10 protein-coding genes are annotated in these 21,310 nt (G+C 60.3%); 4 read left to right on the top strand and 6 right to left on the bottom strand.

Going from position 1 to position 21,310, the window contains the following annotated elements; genetic code table 11:
* Nucleotides 1–15: 15 nt before the first annotated feature.
* The 3 genes from HY298_04130 to HY298_04120 form a co-directional block, all read right to left on the bottom strand.
* Complete coding sequence (locus HY298_04130; protein ID MBI3849467.1) at nucleotides 16–348, bottom strand: DUF4404 family protein; 333 nt, start codon at nucleotides 346–348, stop codon at nucleotides 16–18.
* A 74-nt stretch (nucleotides 349–422) separates the two neighbouring features.
* Nucleotides 423–1,064: a dTMP kinase gene (gene tmk, locus HY298_04125; GenBank protein MBI3849466.1), complete on the bottom strand. Its 642-nt coding sequence runs from the start codon at nucleotides 1,062–1,064 to the stop codon at nucleotides 423–425.
* 98 nt (nucleotides 1,065–1,162) lie between these two features.
* Nucleotides 1,163–2,608, bottom strand: a complete 1,446-nt coding sequence (locus HY298_04120) for a cysteine--tRNA ligase (protein MBI3849465.1) — start codon at nucleotides 2,606–2,608, stop codon at nucleotides 1,163–1,165.
* 263 nt (nucleotides 2,609–2,871) lie between these two features.
* Between HY298_04120 and HY298_04115 the strand changes: the two genes are divergently transcribed.
* The 4 genes from HY298_04115 to HY298_04100 all read left to right on the top strand — a co-directional run bounded on the left by HY298_04115 (nucleotide 2,872) and on the right by HY298_04100 (nucleotide 11,267).
* Nucleotides 2,872–3,792: a serine acetyltransferase gene (locus HY298_04115; protein ID MBI3849464.1), complete on the top strand. Its 921-nt coding sequence runs from the start codon at nucleotides 2,872–2,874 to the stop codon at nucleotides 3,790–3,792.
* A gap of 392 nt (nucleotides 3,793–4,184) precedes the next feature.
* Nucleotides 4,185–5,390, top strand: a complete 1,206-nt coding sequence (locus HY298_04110; GenBank protein ID MBI3849463.1) for a Gfo/Idh/MocA family oxidoreductase — start codon at nucleotides 4,185–4,187, stop codon at nucleotides 5,388–5,390.
* Nucleotides 5,391–5,446: 56 nt separating this feature from the next.
* Nucleotides 5,447–8,662, top strand: coding sequence for a hypothetical protein (locus HY298_04105; protein MBI3849462.1), 3,216 nt, complete (start codon nucleotides 5,447–5,449; stop codon nucleotides 8,660–8,662).
* Between the two features lie 19 nt (nucleotides 8,663–8,681).
* Nucleotides 8,682–11,267, top strand: coding sequence for an acetylxylan esterase (locus HY298_04100; GenBank protein MBI3849461.1), 2,586 nt, complete (start codon nucleotides 8,682–8,684; stop codon nucleotides 11,265–11,267).
* 106 nt (nucleotides 11,268–11,373) lie between these two features.
* Here HY298_04100 and HY298_04095 read toward each other — a convergent pair whose 3' ends face one another.
* The 3 genes from HY298_04095 to HY298_04085 form a co-directional block, all read right to left on the bottom strand.
* Entirely contained in the window at nucleotides 11,374–14,256 is a 2,883-nt protein-coding gene (locus HY298_04095) for a hypothetical protein (protein ID MBI3849460.1), read from the bottom strand.
* Between the two features lie 25 nt (nucleotides 14,257–14,281).
* Complete coding sequence (locus HY298_04090) at nucleotides 14,282–16,720, bottom strand: hypothetical protein (protein ID MBI3849459.1); 2,439 nt, start codon at nucleotides 16,718–16,720, stop codon at nucleotides 14,282–14,284.
* A 567-nt stretch (nucleotides 16,721–17,287) separates the two neighbouring features.
* Nucleotides 17,288–20,926, bottom strand: coding sequence for a VCBS repeat-containing protein (locus tag HY298_04085; GenBank protein ID MBI3849458.1), 3,639 nt, complete (start codon nucleotides 20,924–20,926; stop codon nucleotides 17,288–17,290).
* Nucleotides 20,927–21,310: the final 384 nt, after the last annotated feature.

The following is a 21,310-nucleotide window of genomic DNA, read 5'->3' as shown; positions in this document are numbered from 1 at the left end:
AAATTGAAGACCCGGTCAAATTCCCAGATTGGACAGCGTGTTGCTGATGGCGTTGACGATTTGCACGAGCCGGGGGTGCGACTTCTCAAAACCTTCCACGGACGATTTCAAGCCGGAAAGCGAATGTTTCAGCAGATCGGGGTTTTGCTGTTCACGGGTGGCTTCATGCGCGGAAAGTTCCGTGAAGCCAGTGATACTGCGGGCCTGGTCGGCGTTGGTCTTGGACAGATTTGCGACTTCCGACTTCAGCGTTCCAAGCAGATGCAGCAACTCGGACTTCTTGTCGCCGCTGATGGATTCGGCGTCTTTGATCTGGGCCTCGATTTTTTCAACGGTCTTCTCGATCATGGTGACTCTCCGTTCGAATGAATTCTTTCGACAAAGTTAACCAGTTCAGAAATAAAACGCGAGCCGAAACATGATCAGCGTCCAAGCAGCGTGGACACTTCTTTCCAAATCGCCGCGCTGACAGTCTGCACATCGTCCCCTGCGTCAATGACGCGCACGCGTTCCGGCTCGGCGGCGGCAATCTGTTGATAACCCTTGGCCACACGCTCGAAAAACTGGTGGTCGGCCTCTTCCATCCGGTCGCGCAGAAACGGAAGCGTCGATTGACGCGAGCGGCGACGCGCTTCGCTCGCCTTGGCAGAAATACGCAACAGCAATGTGAGGTGCGGTCGCGTCTCGCCGACAGCGAAATCAATCATGGCCTGGACCGCCTTCAAATCCAGTCCGCGTCCGTATCCTTGATAGGCCGTGGTGGAATCATAGAATCGGTCGCACAAGACAGCTTCTCCCCTGGCGAGGGCGGGGCGGATGACTTCGCGCACGAGTTGGGCGCGGCTGGCGTTCATCAGCAGCAGTTCTGTCTCGGCCGTCATGGCGGCGTTGTCCGGGCTGTGCTTGAGCGTGTGGCGGATTTCCTCGCCAATGGGCGTGCCGCCCGGTTCGCGCAGGAGTCGCACCGTGCGCCCTGTCACGCGAAGGTGTTCGGCCAGCAAGGCAGCCTGCGTCGATTTGCCGCTGCCTTCCGTGCCCTCGAACGTGATGAACAAACCTTTCATTCTCGTTGGAGTTCAAGCTTTAGCTTGCCTGAGCCTACGCTGCAATGTGTTTACACCTGACACGCTAAAGCGTGAACTCCAGCTTGTCTCGACTGTGGTCACAACTTTTTCAACTTCGGTCCTTTCGGCGTGTCTTCAATCACCCAACCTTTGGCCTTCAACTCGTTGCGAATGGCATCGGCGCGTTTGAAATCTTTGGCTTTGCGTGCCGCCTGCCGCGCCTCCAGCAGGGCGAGGATTTCGCGTGGCGCTTCGGATTCGGCGGCTGAACCGACGCCGAGGACGGAATTCACCTTCTCCCAAGCGGCGAGCGCGGCGGCAGCATCGGCAGGTGGGAGCGATTTCTCCACGAGGCGTTTGTTCGTTTCGCGCACCCAATCGAACACCGCAGCCCAAGCCGCGGAGATATTCAAATCCTCGTCAAGGGCGTCTGTGAAACGCATGACCAAGCCGGTCTGTTGGAGTTCACGCTTTAGCGTGTCATCCGAACGAGCTGAAGCTTGAACTCCAACCAGCTCGCGCAATTTGGCCACGCATTCATCAATCCGTGCCAGGGCCGTCCGCCCTCCTTGCAAGCCGTCCAAAGTGAAATTGAAAGTCTCCCGATAATGCGCGGTGAGCAGCAGATAACGAATCTCGCGTCCGGTAAAACCTTTCGCCAGCAAATCGCGCAGCGTGAAGAAATTGCCGAGCGACTTGCTCATCTTCTTGCCCTCGACCAGCAGATGCGCGCCGTGCAGCCAGTATTTGACGAACCGCTGTCCGTCCTGCTGCAACGCCGCGCCTTCGCTCTGCGCAATTTCATCCTCGTGATGCGGAAACCTCAAGTCTTCGCCGCCGAGATGCAGGTCGAAACTTGGCCCCAGGAATTTCATGCTCATGGCGCTGCACTCAATGTGCCAGCCGGGCCGGCCCTCGCCCCACGGACTCGGCCAGAAAACGTCGCCGTCGTCAGGTGCGCGGGCTTTCCACAGCGCGAAGTCCGCCACCGATTCCTTGGCGTATTCGTCGCTCTTGACGCGGTCGCCGGCGCGCATTTCATCGAAGTTCAATTTCACTAACTGGCCATATTGGCAGCCGCAACCGCGATATTTCTCGATGCTGAAATAAACCGAGCCGTCCGCCGCTTTATAGGCCAGGCCGCGCGCAATGAGTTTTTCAATCAGCGAAATGATTTCGGGAATGTGTTCGGTGGCGCGCGGAGTCTGATGCGGCATTAAGCAGTTCAGCGTCTTCAAGTCTTCAAAATACGCCGCTTCGTATTTACTGGTGAATTCCCGCAGCGTTGTTTTCGTTTCACGGACGCGCTTGATGATTTTGTCCTCCACGTCCGTGATGTTCATGACGTATTGGACAGAGAAGCCCTTAAATTCCAGAAAGCGCCGCACCAGATCGCCGAACACGAATGAGCGCCAATTGCCGATGTGCGCGAAATCATAAACCGTCGGCCCGCAGCAATACATGCCGACGCGCTTGCCCGCCGGATCGAGCGGCACAAACTCCTGCACTGAGCGCGACAGTGTGTTGAAAAACTTCAAGCCCATTTGCTGAACGCGACGCAGAGTAAGGCGGGGTCGGCGAAAGGAAAGCTGAAACTGGCGGCAACGATGCCCCTGCCGGATCTGATTCCCGGCGTACGGGATGCATTCCCCTCCAACTTGATCCGGTCCGACCGACAACGAACCTCAAACCGTGCACCACATGGAAGCGGACAAGAGTCCGGACTCCCGTGCGCCGGTGTTCTCGCCGTGACTCTGGAGTTTCCACGCCGCTTGCCTTTCTGGTGCAATTGCTAAATAGTGTTCCTGTGCAAGTCACGGTTACCCAACTTACCGAACGGCTGGTTTCCTCCTACGCGCGCGTGGGTGGCATCAACCATCTCGACGGCAAGAACCTGCCCTCCAAACGCGCCATCGCCCTGATCACCGTCGATTTGCTGCGGCTGCTCTTTCCCGGTTTCTTCGACGAGCAACCCATCCATTCGTCGGAGATCAAGGTCGAGACGGCGACGTTGATGGATTCGGTGCTCGGAAGGCTCGAGGACGAAATTTACAAAAGTCTGGAATACCATCCACCGGTTGACCTGGCTAAAAAGGACCTGCGCACCGCGGCGCACACCTTGACACTTGATTTTCTGAGCAGCCTCCCGCGCATCCGTGAATTACTCCAAACCGACACCGAAGCGGCCTACAAAGGCGATCCCGCCGCGTTGAGCAAGGAGGAGGTCATCGTCGCCTATCCGTGCATCGAGGCCATCGCGGTGCAACGGCTGGCGCATGAACTCTATCGTAAGAACATCGCGCTCATCCCGCGCATCATGACCGAATGGGCGCATGGCCGCACGGGGATGGATTTGCATCCTGGCGCGCAGATCGGCACCCATTTTTTTGTCGATCACTGCACCGGCACCGTGGTGGGCGAAACCGCGATCCTTGGCAACCACGTCAAAATGTACCAAGGCGTCGGCCTCGTGGCGAAGTCTCTCGCAGCGGGACAGGCCTTGCGCGGCCAGAAACGGCATCCCACCCTCGAAGACCACGTGACGATTTACGCCGGCGCGACGATCATGGGCGGCGACACCGTAGTGGGCGCCGGCAGCACCATCGGCGCGAACGTGTTTCTCACCAGCAGCGTGCCCGCACATTCACTCGTCGTGCAGGAAGGCGCGAACGTGAAAGTGATGAGCAAGAAAGACCGGGAGAAGAAAGAGGCGGAATTTCAGATTTGAGCCGTTGATTCGCTCATACGGCTCCGCGTCGTCGCGGAACAACGCCAACTCGAGCCGGCCTGGATTCGGCGTTCAAGCGACGCGGATGACGAACCGCTCCTGCAAAGCGCCGTCGAAGCCAAAGCGCCATTCCTTGTGACGCGCAACATTCGACCTGCCACGATGTTCTGCTTGACGCCGCCCGCGCCACCGGATAGCAAGCCTGCATGAACGGCGCTGCAGCGCAACGGGTGGGTACTGATTTGTTCAGCCTTCACACGAGCCACTCGGGCGCGCCTCTTCATCCAACAAAGCCATGCCGGGCATCCAAGGAGAATTCCAATGATCGAACTGGGATTGCGCGCGCACCATGCTCCAAGCCCACAAAAATACCTGTCACCCTTTCGCAAACCATGAACCATAATCCTCCTTCTCCCATCAATCGTCGCACCTTTCTCGCAGCCACGGCCGCTGTCGGCACCCTCACCCTGTTGCGACCATCAACTGCTTTCGGCGCCGAGGCCAACACGACAATCGAACTCGGCCTCATCGGTTGTGGCGGACGCGGCAGTTGGATCGCCGATCTGTTCGCCCAGTCGGGCAAATACAAGTTCGTGGCCTGCGCGGATTATTTTCAGGACAAAGTGGACGCCGCGGGCGAGAAGTTTGGCATCGCAGTGGGCCGTCGTTACACCGGCCTCTCCGGTTACCGACGTCTGCTCGAGAGCAAACTGGACGCAGTGGTGATCGAAACCCCACCTTATTTTCATCCCGAGCAGGCACTGGCGGCGGTCGAAGCCGGCAAACATGTGTTCCTCGCCAAACCAATCGCAGTGGATGTGCCCGGCTGCACAACGGTTGCCAAGGCCGGCAAACTCGCCACCGGGAAGAAACTTGTGTTCCTCGTGGATTTTCAGACGCGCGCGAACGAGCATTTCCGAAAAGCAGTGGGATTGGTTCAACAGGGCGCGATCGGCAAACTCGTCATGGTCGAAGCGTTTTATCCCTGGTCGGGTGGCGGACGCGGCGCGCCGCCAGCGACGCCCGAAGAACAGTTGCGCCATTGGTACTACGTGCTGCCGATCTCGGGCGACTTCATTGTCGAGCAGAGCATTCATTCGTTGGATGTCGCCACGTGGGTCATCAATGCCGATCCCATCCGCGCCCGTGGCACCGGCGGCCACAAGGTGCGCCCGGCGAACAGCATTTACGATCATTTCGCCGTGCAATACTTCTTCCCCGGCGACCTGGTGCTGTCGTTCACCTGCATTCAGAGCATTCCCTTCGCGAAAGACGAGATTCGTGTGCGGGCCTTTGGCGCAGATGGAATCTTCGACGCAGATTATTACACCGGCGTGATGATGCGCGGCAAAGAGGACGCCGTCCGTGCCATCGTCGGAGATCTTTACAAGGACGGCGCTGTCGCCAACATCAACGAATTTCATGAAGCCATTTTGAAAGGCGACTGTTCCAATTCGACCGTGGCACCTTCGGTGCGCTCGAATCTGACCGCAATTCTCGGCCGCGAAGCAGGCTACAAGGGTGGGGAGATTACTTGGAACGCCCTGCTGAAGAAGAACCAGAAACTGCAGCCAAACTTGAAGGGCTTGAAGGCGTGACAATCGCCGACCGGAAAAAAATTTGCAGCCTCGCGCCCGCCGATAACGCGAACGTCATGGAAACCAAATCTCAGGCGCGCCAGCTTGGTCGATCAGGCGTTGCACCTGGCCTAACCCGGCCCAATCCCTTGGACAAATCCGTGTTGCATATGCAACACGATTTTGTCCCGGTCGGTTCGGGGCGAGTTTGCGCGGTCAAAACCCGCGCGAGCCTATCGCCGCTCCTTCTCTTGTGCGGTCTCCTGGCACGTGCAACGGCCGGCCCCGCATTCGACGCCGCCCCATTTGGCCTGCCATTGCCCGAAGGCAACGGTGTGATGTGGGAAGACCCGCGCGAGATTCATCGCGTCATCGTCCACTTCAGCAGCCCGCCGCCAGCGCCGGACAAGGTCCACCTCGAATACTGGGGCAGTTGGTGGCCGGAGCGGCATTTGCCCAAGGACCGCGAACCAGGCGGCGCGGACATCGGCTGGATGGAGTTGGGCAACTGGTACAAATACGACTGGCGAACGGCGGACACGGACGCCGCGGCGCGAGACAGCGCGATTGAATTCACCTTTCGCCCGGTCAATGCGAAGGAATATCCGAAGGTCAAGGATTACCCAGCCGCGTTTCGTTACACACTCAAGCTGCGCGTGGTGTCGGCTGGTGCGCTGTCGGCGATCGAACGCATCGAAGCATTCACGGACTCGGTGCTCGAACCGCGCGACGTGCGCATTGTGTGGAGGGAAAAGCCTGGCACCGATCCGAAGCTGGAAGTGTTCAACGGCCAGATCAAAAGTTTGGACCGCACTTCAGCCCGGAGCGTTCGCGCGCGCGTGTTGGCCACGACGAATTCTGATCCGAACACATTTGACCGCACACTCGTCACGGTGCGCAAGGGCAAGGACGTGTTCACTTTCAAAGTGGACGACCTTGTTCAAGGTCCGCTGTTCCTGCCGCACCTCGGCGTGGCCGTTTTGCCCGACCGCGATACGCGCGATTACGCTGCCCTCGCCGCCGAGCAAAAGTCGTTGGGCGCCAAAACGCTCTACGACCGGGTCGCGGAAATGCCGGAGCAAACCTGGAGCAACGCCTGGGCCGGCATTCCGCACAAAAAATCCGACATTTATTTCCCGCTCGGACTGGACGGCGGGCGACAGCGTTTCCGGCTGCAACCGCATGGCGGAATCGATTTCCGCACCAACGACGAATTCCTTCGCCGGCGGCCCGGTGCCGACACGCCGCGGCTTAATTTGGAAGCTGGCGACGCCAGCGTCGGTTTCGGCCTCCCTGCCCGGCCGGCCTTCCGCACGTTGGAGGAGGAGAGTTTGCCCATCGTCACGACGCGCTGGGAACGCGAGGACGTGCGCATCGAACAAACCGCTTTCGTCACGGTGCTCACCGGCACCCACGCCGAGGCGCCGCCGCCGCCCGCTGACGCCTTCGCTGTCTGGTTGGCGCGGTTCGACTGTGTCAACCCCACCCATGAACCGAAGACCGTTACGTTACCAATAAACTGGAAGGCCGGCGGCAAGAATCTCTCGCTTCGCGCTGATGCCGAAGGCTTGCTCTGGGTTGGCGACAAGGTGCGCGGCCAGTTCATCGCCAACGCCGCCCCCGACGGTGACCCGACAAAGTTTCAATGGAACTGGACGCTCGCTCCCGGCGAATCGCGCTCGTTGATGCTGAAGATTCCCTACGTCGTCCTCACCGAACCCGCCGAGGAAGCTGCGTTGAAACGGCTGGACTTCGACGCCGAGCACAAGGAAGTGGCTGGTTATTGGCGGCAGCGATTGAATGAGAGCGCAAAACTCATCACCCCTGAGCCGATGCTCAACGAGTTCTACCGCTCACACGCCATGCATTTGCTGGTCAACTGCGAGCGCGAGCCGGGCAGCGACCGCCGGTTCGCCCGAGTTGGGTCGTTCGGCTACGGCGCGTTTGCCAACGAGTCCTGCATGATGGTCGTGGACCTCGACCGGCGCGGCTATCACAAGGAGGCGCAGGATTGCCTCGACGCCTGGCTGCACTACCAAGGCACGGTGGAATTGCCCGGCTCGTTCGAGTCAAAGGACGGCGTCCTCTACGGCGCGGGCGGCTACGAACACGGCGGCTACAATCAACACCACGGTTGGATTCTTTGGATGCTCGGAGAGCATTATCGCTTCACGCGCGACGAAGCGTGGCTGCGTCGCGCAGCGCCTGGCATCGTCAAGGGCGCTGACTGGATCATCCGCGAAACCGCGCGCACGAAAGTCCGCCACGAACTGGAGCGTGGCCTTCTGCCCGCCGGCAGCCTCGAAGACATTGGGGACTGGTGGACATGGCTCTCGACGAGTTGTTACACTTGGCGCGGATTGGATTCCGCTGTCTGGGCGCTCGAACAGATCAAACATCCCGACGCCAAACGCATTCGCGCCGAAGCCACCGCCTACCACACCGCGCTGCTAACCAACTTCCGCAAGGCCAGCGAACATTCCCCGGTCGTCCGGCTGCGCGACGGCACGGCGGTGCCAAAGGTTCCCTCTCACGTTCACCGCCGCGGGCGCAGCTTTGGTTGGATTTGTGAAACGCTCGAAGGCGCGATGCACCTACTCATCACGCGCGCGCTTGATGTGCATTCGCCGGAAGCGGAGTGGATTCTCAAGGACTACGAAGACAATCTTTATCTCTCCAACCAATACGGCTACACAGTGGACGACTTCGAGAAGCACTGGTTCAGTCGCGGCGGCATGTCCATGCAGGCCTGCCTGTTGCTGGACGTGGAGCCGTATCTCTACCGCGACGAACCGAAGCACGCCCTGCGCGCGCTCTTCAACGCGCAATCCGTGAGCTACTTCCCCGATGTGCGCATGAACACTGAGCACGCCGCGCCCTACTTCGACGACTGGCGAGGAGATCATTTCAAGAGCAGCGACGAAGCGAACTGCTGCGGCTGGCTGCGCTATCTTTTTGTGCGCGAGGAAGGCGACACGCTGCTGATCGGCCAGGTCGTACCGCGCGAATGGCTCAAGCCCGGCCAGCGCTGCGGTATCGAACGCACGGCGACTTACTTTGGCAAAACCAGTGTGCTCTACACCAGCGGTGAAAACCAAATCATCGCCCGGCTCGACGGTCCGACGCGCAATCCACCCAAACAAATCCGACTGCGTTTCCGCGAACCCAACGGACGCCCGCTCGCTTCGGTTACGGTCAACGGGAAGGCATGGAAGAAATTCAAAGGCGAATGGGTGGAGTTGCCGGGAAATATCGGGTCGGCGACGGTTGTGACCGCATACCGTTCCCGCTGATAGACACGCGCGCTGATTTATGAAAATCCTTGCGATGTTTCTTATTCTGGCGACGGCGCTGTCGCTACGCGCTCGTGCTGCTGAAACAAACCGCACGATGCGCTTCGCCGCTACCACATCCCGCGACGCAATTCGCTGGCAACACGACGCCCGCGAAAAACTCTTTGCCCTCATGATGGGCGGCGGCAAACCGAAATCTGTCCCACTTGACGCGAAAGTTATTCAGCGCATCGAAATGCCGGCGGGCGGGTACGTGCTCGAAGAAGTCTCGCTGCAAACGCTGCCGGATCGCCGGGTTCACACGTGGATGGCGGTGCCGAAAGACCGACGGAAAAAAGTCGGGGCGGTACTCGCTTTGCACGGCCACAGCGGCACGGGCAGCCAGATCGTGCGCGGAGAAAGTCTCTACTGGTATGGCCGCGCGCTGGCAGAGATGGGCTACGTAGTGATTTCGCCGGACATCGGTCAGCATGAATTGCAGCACACCAACTGGACGCTGATGGGCGAACGCGTGTGGGATGCGTTGCGCTGCATTGATTACCTTGAGACCCGGCCAGAGGTGGACAAGAAGCGCATCGCGGTCGCCGGCCTTTCGCTCGGCGGTGAGACCACGATGTATGTGGCGGCGATGGACCCGCGCATCAAGGCCGCGTGCAGCAGCGGTTGGCTCACGACTATTGACAACATGAAGCGCGGGCATTGTCCCTGTTGGAATTTCCCCAGGCTTGAGGAGCATTTTGATTTCGCCGACATTTTCGCGTGCGTCGCGCCGCGTCCGCTCGTGCTGGAAATTGGCGAGAAGGAGCGCGCGCCGGGCGGGTTCCCCGTGGACATCGCGCGAAAGGCGTTCGCCGAAATCCAACCTGCGTATCGGGTATTCAGGGCCGAAAAGGATTTGTTACTCGACATTCATCCGAGCGGCCATGTGTTCCACGGCGCATATTTCTGGAATCCGCTGCGGGAAAAAATCGGCGTCGCTTGGCCGTGGAGTCCCCGCACCCGTCCTGCGGACACCCTCTCCCCATCCGATGGGGAGAGGGACGGGGTGAGGGGCAAAGCTTTCACTGACGAACTTCTCCGCCGCGGTGAGATTGCCCGGCGCAATTTCTGTCGCGCTCTCGGAGTGCTGGATGGCTGGTGGGCCACACGCGACCCTGAGTCCGGGCTTTACCCGCGCCGCGTGGATCAACCCGTGTGGGCGCCGCAGGATAACGCCGCGGACATGTTTCCGTTCCTCTCGCTGACGGCTTACTTCCTCGCGCCCGAGCGGCTCGACGAAATTCTGCAAATCATTCCCAAGGAGAAAAGGCTTACCGACCACCTCGGCGTGCTGCCCGACTGGTATTCGATCACCAACCGCGCGTTCGTTTACACGAACGCAGACCTGCCGCGACTCGTCTTCAACGCGGCGGAGTATTGCAAAGACGGCTTGATCCCGATGACCGAAGTCATGGGCCGCGGCCCATGGGTGGACCGGATGATCGAACTGACCGACGCGATCTTCGAACGCGCGGCAATCAAAAGTGATTTTGGAACACTCCCGGCCGATGACACGGAGGTCAACGGCGACGTTCTGCAAACGCTTGCCCGGGTTTACGCGATGACGCGCGAAAAAAAGTATCTTGCTTGGGCCGAGCGCATTGTTGACGCGTACTGCTTCGAGGTGCTGCCGAAGAACGGGGGCTTGCCGGCTTACCGATGGGATTTCACGAAGCACGAAGCCATCAAAGACTCGCTCAATCTGAACGACCATGGCAACGAACTCATCGGCGGTCTGGCCGAGCTATATGTCATCACCAAGGAGTTTGACGCGGAAAAGGCCGCGCGCTATCGCGAGCCGCTGGCGGCGATGTTCCATCGTCTGCTCGCCAAGGCGCGCAACGAGGATGGGCTTTGGTACAACTTGATCCGATCTTCGACAGGCGAGTCGCTCAACAAAGAAACGCCGGATACCTGGGGTTACGCGCTCAGCGCCACGGCGGCGTTTGGCGCGGCGACCGGCGACAACCCGATGCTCGCGGCCGTGAAAGAGGCGCTGCACAACATTGACAAACCGCGCTATCTCGATTGGAACGGCGCCGACGCCTACGCGGATTCAATCGAAGGCGCGACTTATCTCCTCAACCGTTTCCCGACCCGCGAGGGCTTCGATTGGTTGGAGAAAGTCCTTCCGATCTTCCTCGGCAAACAACGCGAAAACGGCATCGTCGAGGGCTGGTATGGCGACGGTAATTATGCCCGCACGGCATTACTGGTCGCGCGCTTCTACACTCAAGGCACGATCTGCCGTCCGTGGCGGCCCGATCTGCGCTTCGGTACGGCGCGCGCAGGCGACGGATTGGTGATGGCGCTGCGGGCGGAGAAGGATTGGCAGGGCAACATCGTATTCGACCAGCCGCGCCACCGTCTCAACCTCAGGTTGCCCGTGAATTATCCGCGTCTCAACGAATGGTCGGAGTGGTTCACCGTCGAGGCCGACCGGCGCTACCGCGTAAGAATGGACAGAGCCAGACCGGAAACAATCGTTGGGGCGCAAATGCTTCGCGGTCTGCCATTGCAAGTGCGCGCGGGGGAAGTGCGCTGGATAGAGATTACCGCAAATTGATTGCTCGTCTGATTGGCAACCCGATCGGTTCGTTGCGAGCTTCCGGTGATGTGCCGCGATTGAAGTTCGAGCAGATCGCGAGTCTCATTCCGTTTGGAAGCCGACGCTATTGAGCCGGCACTGAGGCCGGTTTCGCGCCACGACCGCCGTGGCCGGGGCCGATTTCCAGGGCCTGCAAGAACGCCTCACCGCGCACCGTCTTGCCGCCTTCCAATCGCTCCGCGCCGGTGAGGCGGACTTCGATGATTCCGTTGCGTGGAGCGAGGTCGTTGAAGACCAGATCCACGGCGCGGTCAGGTCCGCCCGCCGTGGCGCGCACATCGAATCGCTCGACGACGCGCCGGCCATTGATACTGATGTCGAAGCAGTTCGTGCGCGAGTCCTGGCCGCGCGTCGCGGCGAACTTCAGCCGAGCGTAATACTTCCCCGGCCCGACTGTCGCGTTGACCCAGAAATTCGTCGCGTGAACGCCGTAGCGATACAACTCCGGGTCGGCGGTGCCGCGAATCGGTTCGTCCGTCGCGTGAGTCCACCAACATTCGCGGACGGAGTCCTTGAGGGAGGCCAGGCGGGTGACGAACTCGGTCGCCGGCCGCCAAAAGTGCCCGCGTGTATCACGCAAGTCCATCCGGCCGGTGTAGCCGAAAATCATCCGCTGAGTTTCCGTCGGCCCCTTGCCGCTCGGAAAATGATGCGCGCCGGTCGCCTTCGAAAACTGGATCCCGTCCACATAAACCCGCGTGCCGCTGGCGTACGGATTTTTATCTCCACGCGCCACGATCTTGAGTGTGTGCGCGCCGGCGGCCAGACCGTTCCGGTAGTAAAGCACCTGCTGGCTCCGGGGCGATGGATTCCAGCAATCAATCGGGGCGAGTTGCTTTTCACCATCCAGAAAAACATCTGCCAGCCCGCCTTGCGGATCAGCGCGGCCAATCAGTCGCACTTGATTGCCTTCGAACTGCGCTGTCAGCGTTGCGCCCGCGCTCTCCGCCACGTGGCACCGGCCTGGGAGCGCCGGCATCCGTGCCGGCGAGTTTCCCGAATTCCAACGCGCCGGCCAGGATGCCGGCGCTCCCAGGTTCATGGAGTATCCCGACGATTCCGAAATCATGCGTCGGGGCCATGAACCCACCCCTGACCCCTCCCAGGAGGGGAACTGCCGTCGCGCGTCCGTCGTTCTGCTCCCCTCCTCGGAGGGGTCGGGGGTGGGTCGGTTCATGGTGACGGAAGTTGTGTGTCTCTCAGTTGCGTCAAACGCAGGGGCGTCCGCTTCCTCCCGCCACGCGCCTTGGAAATCCAGCGCCGAATTTTCCAGCGCGCGTTGAGGATCCTTGCCGGTGACGACGATGCGTTTGGCCGCATCGTGGCGAATGGTCACCAGCGCGTCGCCATTCGGCAAACGTTTCACAGTGTAACCGTTGGCCTTCAAAACGCGGCGGGAGCGCAGTGGTTTATCGTCAGCCCGGATTTCCTTGGGCACAAACGCTAGCCGCAACACTTCCACTGTGTCCGTCGGCGCGTCGAAGGTTAAGTATTCAATCCGGCCCGCGCCGTAAATCACCGACGTCACGACGGCGGACGAGCGCATGATGTGGTTCTCCCGGCTGGCGCCGAGTTCCTCGGGCAACCAGGCCATCGCCGCCAACAGGAATCGCAGCGGCATCGGATGGGCGATGTTGAACCAACTGCCGTTGACGATGACGCCGCCGTCAATGTTGTCCTCGGTCTGACCGTTCTCGTGGCCGTCGTAGGTTTGCAGCACGACCTGGCGGAGCGCCAGTTCGCGCGCCCACGCGCTGCTGGATTGAACAGCGTATTGCGCGAAAGCCGGCGCCAAATCCAGCGGCGCGTACCAAAGGGATCGACGGCAGCAGCCACTGGATTCCGGATAAGCCCATGCACCACTGTAAACGTCGCCACTCGAATCCAGGGCGACACTGGTGCGGTTGAGAAAAACGGAGAGAATGTTGCGCGCATCCGTCCGCCAGTTCGGGAACCGCGCCGGGTGATCGAGCAGGTAACGCGCAGCATCCGGTGTAGTCAGGCAATTCTGAACAGGGTTGTCCCAATCCCAGAAGTAACGGCCCCAGGTGTCATCCACTGCCCAGGCCGGCAGCAGTTTGTCGCGGAGATAACGTTCGCCAGCCTCGCGCGCCGCGACCACGTGCGAGTCATTGTCCGTGGGGCCGAGTCGCCTCAGCTCGTCGAGAAACCCAAGGATCATTGTCACGCCGCCGGTTTGTTTGTTGTCCTTCCATGGTGAGGCTTCGGGATTCACGTAACGCGGCCAGGGATCGGCGTTCGGATTCAGGTTGCAATGCGCCACCAGCAGATCGCCCCAATGCTGCGCCGTGTCGAGCCAGCGCCGATTGCCGGTGACCTGGTAGGCGCGCAGCAAGGCTTGGCCCGTGCAGGCGACGAGGTCGAGCTGGATCATCCCGTTCGGATCGCAACGGCCATACGGCTTGCCCTTGACCGGCACGCTGATGAACACGCCGGGCCACGGATGCTCAAGCGGCGTGACGCACCAGTCCACGAGGAAGTCCGCCATGTAGGTCAGGTGCGCAATGGCCGCCGGGTCGCCGGTGTAGCGGTAGTAGTCCACGAAGCCGTTCAACACGCTGGTGGCGCGCTGGCCGATGTCGCCGTTGTCCCAGTCCTTGAGCGGGGCGGGCGTGATCACACCGTTGGTATCAATCTTCCATGCACCATTGAAAACATAGTGCGGGTAGGCCGCAACCGCACTGCTCGTCGTGGTCCACGGGTAACGCTTCAACGTTTCCGCCGCGATGCGCACGCGCCAATCACACTGGCCGTTCAGACCGCGATACCACGGCGCGATGACACCGCGCGCGTCCTCAACTGTTTCATGTCCGTAGTAACGAGGCTTAGTGGTCGCCGCGGGGAGCGATGTGATCGTGAAGAAAATCACCACGACGAACACGACTGAGCGCGCTTGCGGCAGGACTTGGAGCGCTTTGAGCCTCATGACAGAAGTAAACTTTTACCCCGCTTTAGCGGACATTCCACCCGAGCACTCGCACGGTGGGGTCCTTACCTTCGAGTTCGGACTTGGGAACGATGGCTTTTAGCGTGCGCGTCTCGCCCGGCAACAGGCTGACGTAGTTGTCGTCCCAGTACGAGGGACCCGCTTCGCGTCCGCCCGGCCCCTTCGTCACGGCCAGTTGCACGAGGAAAGCCAGGCCCGGTCCGGGATTCTTGAGCGTCGCCGACACCCATTCTTCTTCGCCGTGGGTTTCGTGGGTCGATTTCATTTCGAGAGTCACCGGTGGCAAAGTGTTTAGCAGAGTGAAATCGGCGGAGGATTTCGGTTTGGCGATGAAAGCCCCAAACTCAGGTCCTGAAGGTCCCGGGATGTCGGGCGTGGTGGAAAGCCAGTAGAGATTCTGCGACCGCAACGTTCCGGCCTGGTCGCGCAATTCGAGTTTGACGAAGAAGGTCTTGCTCAGTCCTTCCGGCCAAACGAGTTTGAAGGCCAGGGTCTTGCCGTCGGACTCGACGTTCACTATGGCCCTTTTCGCCAGCTTTTTAGTCAGGTCAAAATTGTAAACGGCCGCGGATACTTCCAGCCCGCTGAACGGTTGATAGAAGCTGTTGATGACGTAGATTCCGTCGTCGTCGTAGGCATACTGGACGTGCAACGGTTCGCAGGCCTTCTTGGCGCCGAAATAGGCGCCGGTGGGGCGCAGATACCAGTCGATATAGGCCCAGGTTGTGGCGGCAGGCCAGGCGGCGTCGTATTTCCAGGTGGTGATACCGGTGGCGGAGTATTTGTTGCGACCGTAGGCCTCGAACATGCCGCGGGCGCTGTTGTAGTTCATGGCGTAGGCCTTGTTGCAGAAATCATCGAAATTTTTGGGCGCGCCGTAGCCGCGCGCCATGGCCTTTTTGACCTCAGTGAAGTACTCCGCGCCCTGAGTAACCGTGTGAAACGACCAAGCCTCGGATTGCAGGGGCGGCCAGAGTTGGTCCTCGGGCATCATCTGACGCAGGCTGTCGCGCACGACAGTGATGCCGCCAATGCCGCCCGATTGAGCAAAGCCCCAAGCCCCGTCGTCTTTGCGCAGGTAGTAATGGGATGGGACGGCATAGGTCCACAGTTCAAGCGTGCCGGTGCGGGTGCCGCCCGTTTCCTTGCGCTCGGCGACGGCAAACGCTCCGGAGTGCGGCTGGTAGGTGCGGTGCACGCGATGGCGCTCGATCAAGTCGAGGTAGGCTTTGTTCAGCGATGGAGTGGGAAAGGTTTCGTCGTGACCGAGAAGATGCGCGAGGCTCGGGTGATTGCGGATGCGCAGCATCATGTCCTCAATGCAAGAGATGGCAAGCGCTTCATCGGGGATGTTGCGGCCGAAGATTTGTTGGGTAACCATGACCCCTAGTTCGTCGCAGCGATCATAGAAGTTCTCAGTCTCGCGGATGGAAAACCCTTCCGACCGCAACATGTTCAGGTTGGCCTCGTGCGCATACCGCACGAGCGCGGTGTAGCGGCGGTCGGAAAGGTTGAGCATCATGTCGCTCGTCATCCACGCCCCGCCGCGGATGAGGATGTCATGTCCATTGATCCGATACTTGCGCCATTCTTCGTCGTTGATAACCGTGTCGAGCTGGCGGATCCCGAAACGGACCTGCTGGGCATCCGAGACCTGGTTGTCCACGAGGAAACTCAGGTCAAGGGTGTACATCTCTGGTTTTCCCAGCGGATTGGGCCACCAGACGCGCGGGTTTCGGAGGTTCAACTGCGCGAAGGATTCCGGCTTGAAGAACACTTCCTTTGTTTCACCGGGTTTGAGCGTGACCTTCTGGGAGAATTCGCTGGACTCGATCTTGCCGACCAACTCGCCACTGACGGATCGGTCGGTGCGGTTCGTGACGAACGTAGAAACCGTCAGTGCCGCCTTATCCAGCGCTGGGACTTGCAGGTGGGTCTCCACATAGGCATTCCGCATCGTGATGGGACCCTGCACGCGAAGAAACACATCGGCCCATACGCCCAGGTTGCGGTCCGGCGGCTGCGGATTGTGATCGTCCCAGCCCGTCACTGCTTCGATTTGTTTGGTTCTGGCCGGCAGGTTCGTGAGCAGCCCAGAGGGGATCACCTGGACGGCGAGCACGTTCTTGCCGTCATAGTCAAGCTTGCTGCTGACATCAAACTCGAAGCGGCGGAACATGCCCTTCATCGTCTCACTGTCAGCGATGCGGTTGCCGTTCAGCCAGACGTTGGCCTTGTAGCTGATGCCGTCGAAATGGAGCGTCACCCAGCGCCCCTTGCTTTGGTGTGGCATGGAGAACTCCACGCGATACCACCAGGGAGCGCGAAACGGGCTGCCCTCCTTCATGATGAGCCAGTTGCCATCCAGATACCCCGGGAAAAGGCCGTTGTGGAAATGTTCTCGCCCGGAGCAGGAACCTTGGCCGACGATTGGACGGCCCATCCATCGCGTAATGGGGTCTCGGGAACCTGGCTCGCAGCTTGGCCGATAGCTTGTCCCGCCGCGGCAAGAAGAAATCCGGTGACCACCAACATTCCTGTCCATTGTGCGAACGACATGATCGAGTGCTCCATTCGGGGTTGCGGTTGCTTGGAAACTCGTTCCGCACGCCTCCCCCAGGAGTTCTGGCGGAATTTACCGAGAGTCAATCTGTCTGAACACAAAAAACCGCGCAAGAAGTTTTCCGGATGTCAGGCGGCCCACCGGCCAATGGCAGAGCTGTCAGGCAGTTTCTGCCGGCGGGCAAGCGGATTTCACAGATGATTCGGCGCGCGTGGACAACGAGCAAGGCAAACTCGGAACGTGACAGGCTTCATTGAAGCCGTTACCAATCGCTGACGATGCATGCGTCCAACACCGTTTCATGCCCGTAGTAAGGCGGCCTGGTGGTGGCCGCCGGGAGGGAGGTGATCGAGAGGAGAATCCCCACGACGAACACGACTGAGCGCGCTCGCGGCTGAAATTGGAATAACGTGCACAATATGACCTGGATAATCATTAACAATAGTTTCACCGGCTAATCGTGCCCGCCACCGCTTCCACACATTCGATCATCTCGCGGCGGAACGCGCGGATGGTCGCGTCGTTGTTGCTCGCGTCAATCACGTTTCGCCCCAACCCGCGCGTCATTTCTTCGAGGCTTTGGTCAATCATGCCAGGGAGGCTGAATTCAAGCAGGTGTTTGATCCGGTCGCGAGTGGCTGCTCCCAGTCTTGCATCGCCATCCGTCACGAGAAGTTTGCGCAGCGCCGCGAGGATGCGGTAATCTTCAATGCCTTCACGCACCGCTTCCCAACGGCGGCTGGTCACCGGCTTGGTGCGGCCCGGATAGACCAACTGATATTCCATGTCCACACGGCCCCACGGATCGCCGCCGAGGTTGTAACACCAGTAGCCAATGCCAGTGGCCCCATGCCGGAATGCCAGCAGTGCCGCGTTCCGGTAATCGCCGATGAGGTTCATGTTTTTTATGTTGGGTCCGATCGGGCGGGTGTAGGCGTAACCGCAGTTGTAAGACCACAACATCTTTCCGTTCCTGCGCACCACGTCCATCAGCGGGGTCTTCTCGGCCAGCATGTAGATGCTCGGCGTCCAGATGTCCATGACGGGCGCCATCGCCTGAAACATCGGCAACTCGCCGCCGCCATCCATGTAAAGCATGATACCGGGATTCACCGCGCGCACCTGCTTCCCGAAGGCCACGAGTTGATTGACCGCACTCCAGCCGACGCCACCTGGTTCGTCGAATGGATACAGCGCGAAATGATTCGTGTCGAAGCCTGCGCCGGCCAGGTGGGCGACCAACTCGGCGAGAAACTTTTTCAAATCGTCCAGGTGGCCGGCGCTGCCGACCTCACCCTTCAAAGCAGGTAAGCCCTGCAACAACAGCACGACATCCTTCCCGCGCAACCGGCCCAGCACCGGATCCAGCCTGCTGAAATCGGAGTTGGTCAGGTGGCCTTGCGCGTTGTATTTCGCCCCGGGGAGCGTAGTAGGGAAAACGTTGTTTCCATGCGCGAGCAAGTCGGGAAGGTTCGCCTCCTCTGGCGCAGCCCACGTGCAAAGGCGGAAGTCGCCCGACGGAACCATGGCGAAGTTCGGGACCCGCAGCGTGATTTCAACCGCTGTTTCCGGTGGCGGCACCGAATGCGGATGTGCGGGCGCGTCAAGCACCCCCGCGCCGTTGAGGGCCTGGAGCCGGAGTCTGAGCTTGTGTTCGCCGGGCTTCGCGCCGGCAAGATCCACATCCAGCCACAGCTCACGGCTCGCCAGCGACGGAATCACCAGCGTGGCAGTCTCGTCCAGTTCAGGCAGCGCGTCCCACGCGACTTCCCCGAGCGACGTCGGTACGCCGACCGAGCGATGCGGAGTCACGACGATTCCGTTGGTCAGCGGATCCATCTGCACGCGCACCAGCAATTCGTGATCGGTCACGTTGAACAGGTTCAAGGCAACCGGCTCGTGCTCACCCGGAACGGCGGTGCGCGCAAGGTGCAGCGGATTCGCCGCGCGGGCTGGCAACTGTTCGTCCACTTTGCGGTTCTCCCACATCGTGCCCTCGAATGCGATGAGGCTCGTCCCCGGACCCAGCGCCGTCGCTTGCCGAACGACTTCCGAAATGGCAAGTGACCGCTGGGCGTGTGCGACCAGTGCGGTGGTCTTTGCCAGCGCGGCCTGCACCTGGTCGATCGCGCTACCGGGCACGCCGTCCTGCAACGGCGCGACTGCTTTCGCTTCGAGTTCGAGCGACGACGCCTCGCGCAGCAACGCCCGCGCGGAGAGCGGAAGTGTTTGCTCCGAGGTGTCCGTCACCGATCGCAACGCTGTCAATGCTCGGGCGACCAGCGCACGCTCGTTGACGAACGGTTGTAGAACAATCGAACGCTCGCCGGAGGCCAGAGTGTGGCCGTCCGCTTCCTTGAGCGTCCAGTTGAAGTGGTAAGTTCCCGGTGCAATCATCGCGACTGGCATGAGCAACTCACTGTGCTTTCCGAGCACCGTGGTTGTGGCCATCTGTCGCGCGCCATCCGGCCGGATGCACACAGCGGTGGCCGTGAGCGGTTCAGATCCGGACTTGGGATACTGAATGATGAAACGAATGGGTTGGCCGGTGAACACTTCGTCGGCGGCGAGGTTTTGAGGCGACATCTGGATTGCCGATAACTGATCTCCTTCCGCCGCTCGTGGCGCAGGTTTCCCAACCTGCTGTATCGCCGACTTCCCAGTCGGCAGCGCGGTTGACACTCCACGCTCCGCAGGTTTGGAAACCTGCGACACAGCAGACTTGGAAGTCTGCGCTACGCTTTGGCGGAGCCCAAACCACGAGCCGCTATTGCGCACGTCGCCGCGGTAGGATTTCCAATGCGCGACCGCGTTGGTGGCCGCCGAGGTGCCGAGACAGAACGCAATACCGGACTCACCGCCAGTGATAAGCATTTCGAGGCCGGGCGAATCCGCCGACACGTCGCCGAAAGTTGGTGTCACATTGATCGTTCGGTTTTTGAAGTGGTAGCGGTAAATGAACTCGCCCGTGTGGTTTAGCACCTGGAGGAAACCGTCCTGGGTGCAAAGCGTGTATTCGAGTTTGCCGTCGCCATCCAAATCAATCATCGCACCCGGCGCGAGACTGCGACCCTGCATGTCGATCTCCCAGAGCAGCCGTCCGCTTTCATCGTAACGATAAATCACGCCGACCTGCGTGATCAGACATAAGTCCGCCCGGCCATCGAAGTCGAGGTCGCCGACGGAAATCGTGGAAGCTGCCGCCCCGCGCGTCGCGCGTTGCCAGAGAATTTCGCCTTTGCTGTCGAGGCAGAAAAACTGCCCGTCGCTCGATGCCACTGCGACCCGCCCGCGCCCGTCAGCCCCGGCGAAGATGACCGGTGCCGCCGTGGCCCACGATGGCGAGGAGCCACCGATGTTTCGTTCCCATAGCACTTGACCGCTGCCGTTGATCGCCGTGACGACGCCTTCGCCGGTGGCCACGACGATTTCCGGTTTTCCATTGCCGTCCAGATCACCGACAGCCGGGCTGACGGGGATGCCCTTCACTTTTGCCTGCCACAACGGTTTGCCGGTCGTCGCCAAAAACGCCCAGACTGTGCCCGACTCGTCTGTTTGAATCACTTCCGCCTTGCCGTCGCCATCGAGATCGCAGACCACGGAGGCGGACCAGGACGATGGGCCTTTCAATTGCGCGTGCCAGATTTCTTGGCCGTTCCCATCGAGACATGTCAACACGCCGCCGGTGTCCGCCACGTAAATCAACGACGGTTGTCCCGGCCGGGCGAGCACCGCCGGATAAGTCATGAAGCGCGTCTTGGTCCGCCAACCCCACAGTGCCTTTCCGCGTCCATCGCGCGCGAACAATTCCTCGCGCCCGGCGACCAGCACTTCGTCGCGGCCATCGCCGTTAATGTCCGCGACCATTCCCGCGCTTTCCAGAAACATCTGCAAATCCGTTTGCCAGAGCTGCGGGAGTTTGAGTTCCGTGGCCCGACTCACAGTCACGCTGGCGAGAAGAACGGTGAAACCAATCACGAGCCATGTGGCTGGCATCCGCCATCCTGGCGCGAGCATCGTGACGCGAGTCAGGAAACGGGTGGCTGGAGGCGACAGGTTTGGTTTGAGTGGGAATGGCATTTTCATTGATCGCGCAGTTCGCGACGGGTTTTCGTTGCGACAACACGGAAAGCATAACGACGAAGGGACACGGATTGCCAGACTGAACTGCGCGATAGACCGGCCCGATGGTTTGTTGTGGCCGAGGTTGCTGCGGCGAATTCGCTTGGCCCAAACGAAAGCCAGTCCGTTCCGCCGCGTGGACAATGTCTTCGGCGACTGCAATCCGGTCTGCTGGTGCGTGGAGATGGAGAATTATTCTTAACCACGAAACATACGAACGACATGAAAACTTCTCCCTCTCCGCGCTGGGGAGAGGGCCGGGGTGAGGTGCTTTCAACCGCTGATTCGATTCAACACAAAGACGCCAAGCTGCAAAGGCGCAAGGCTTGAGCCGCAAAAGCCATCACG

Source organism: Verrucomicrobiota bacterium, assembly GCA_016200005.1.
GTDB lineage: Bacteria > Verrucomicrobiota > Verrucomicrobiia > Limisphaerales > PALSA-1396 > PALSA-1396.
This window is presented reverse-complemented; position numbering and strand designations above follow the sequence as displayed.

Coding starts and splice junctions, on each gene's coding strand:
- HY298_04100 (MBI3849461.1), top strand. CDS start 8,682: ATGAAAATCCTTGCGATGTTTCTTATTCTGGCGACGGCGCTGTCGCTA.
- HY298_04085 (MBI3849458.1), bottom strand. CDS start 20,926: ATGAAAATGCCATTCCCACTCAAACCAAACCTGTCGCCTCCAGCCACC.
- HY298_04120 (MBI3849465.1), bottom strand. CDS start 2,608: ATGGGCTTGAAGTTTTTCAACACACTGTCGCGCTCAGTGCAGGAGTTT.
- HY298_04090 (MBI3849459.1), bottom strand. CDS start 16,720: ATGGGCCGTCCAATCGTCGGCCAAGGTTCCTGCTCCGGGCGAGAACAT.
- HY298_04130 (MBI3849467.1), bottom strand. CDS start 348: ATGATCGAGAAGACCGTTGAAAAAATCGAGGCCCAGATCAAAGACGCC.
- HY298_04095 (MBI3849460.1), bottom strand. CDS start 14,256: ATGAGGCTCAAAGCGCTCCAAGTCCTGCCGCAAGCGCGCTCAGTCGTG.
- HY298_04110 (MBI3849463.1), top strand. CDS start 4,185: ATGAACCATAATCCTCCTTCTCCCATCAATCGTCGCACCTTTCTCGCA.
- HY298_04105 (MBI3849462.1), top strand. CDS start 5,447: ATGGAAACCAAATCTCAGGCGCGCCAGCTTGGTCGATCAGGCGTTGCA.
- tmk (MBI3849466.1), bottom strand. CDS start 1,064: ATGAAAGGTTTGTTCATCACGTTCGAGGGCACGGAAGGCAGCGGCAAA.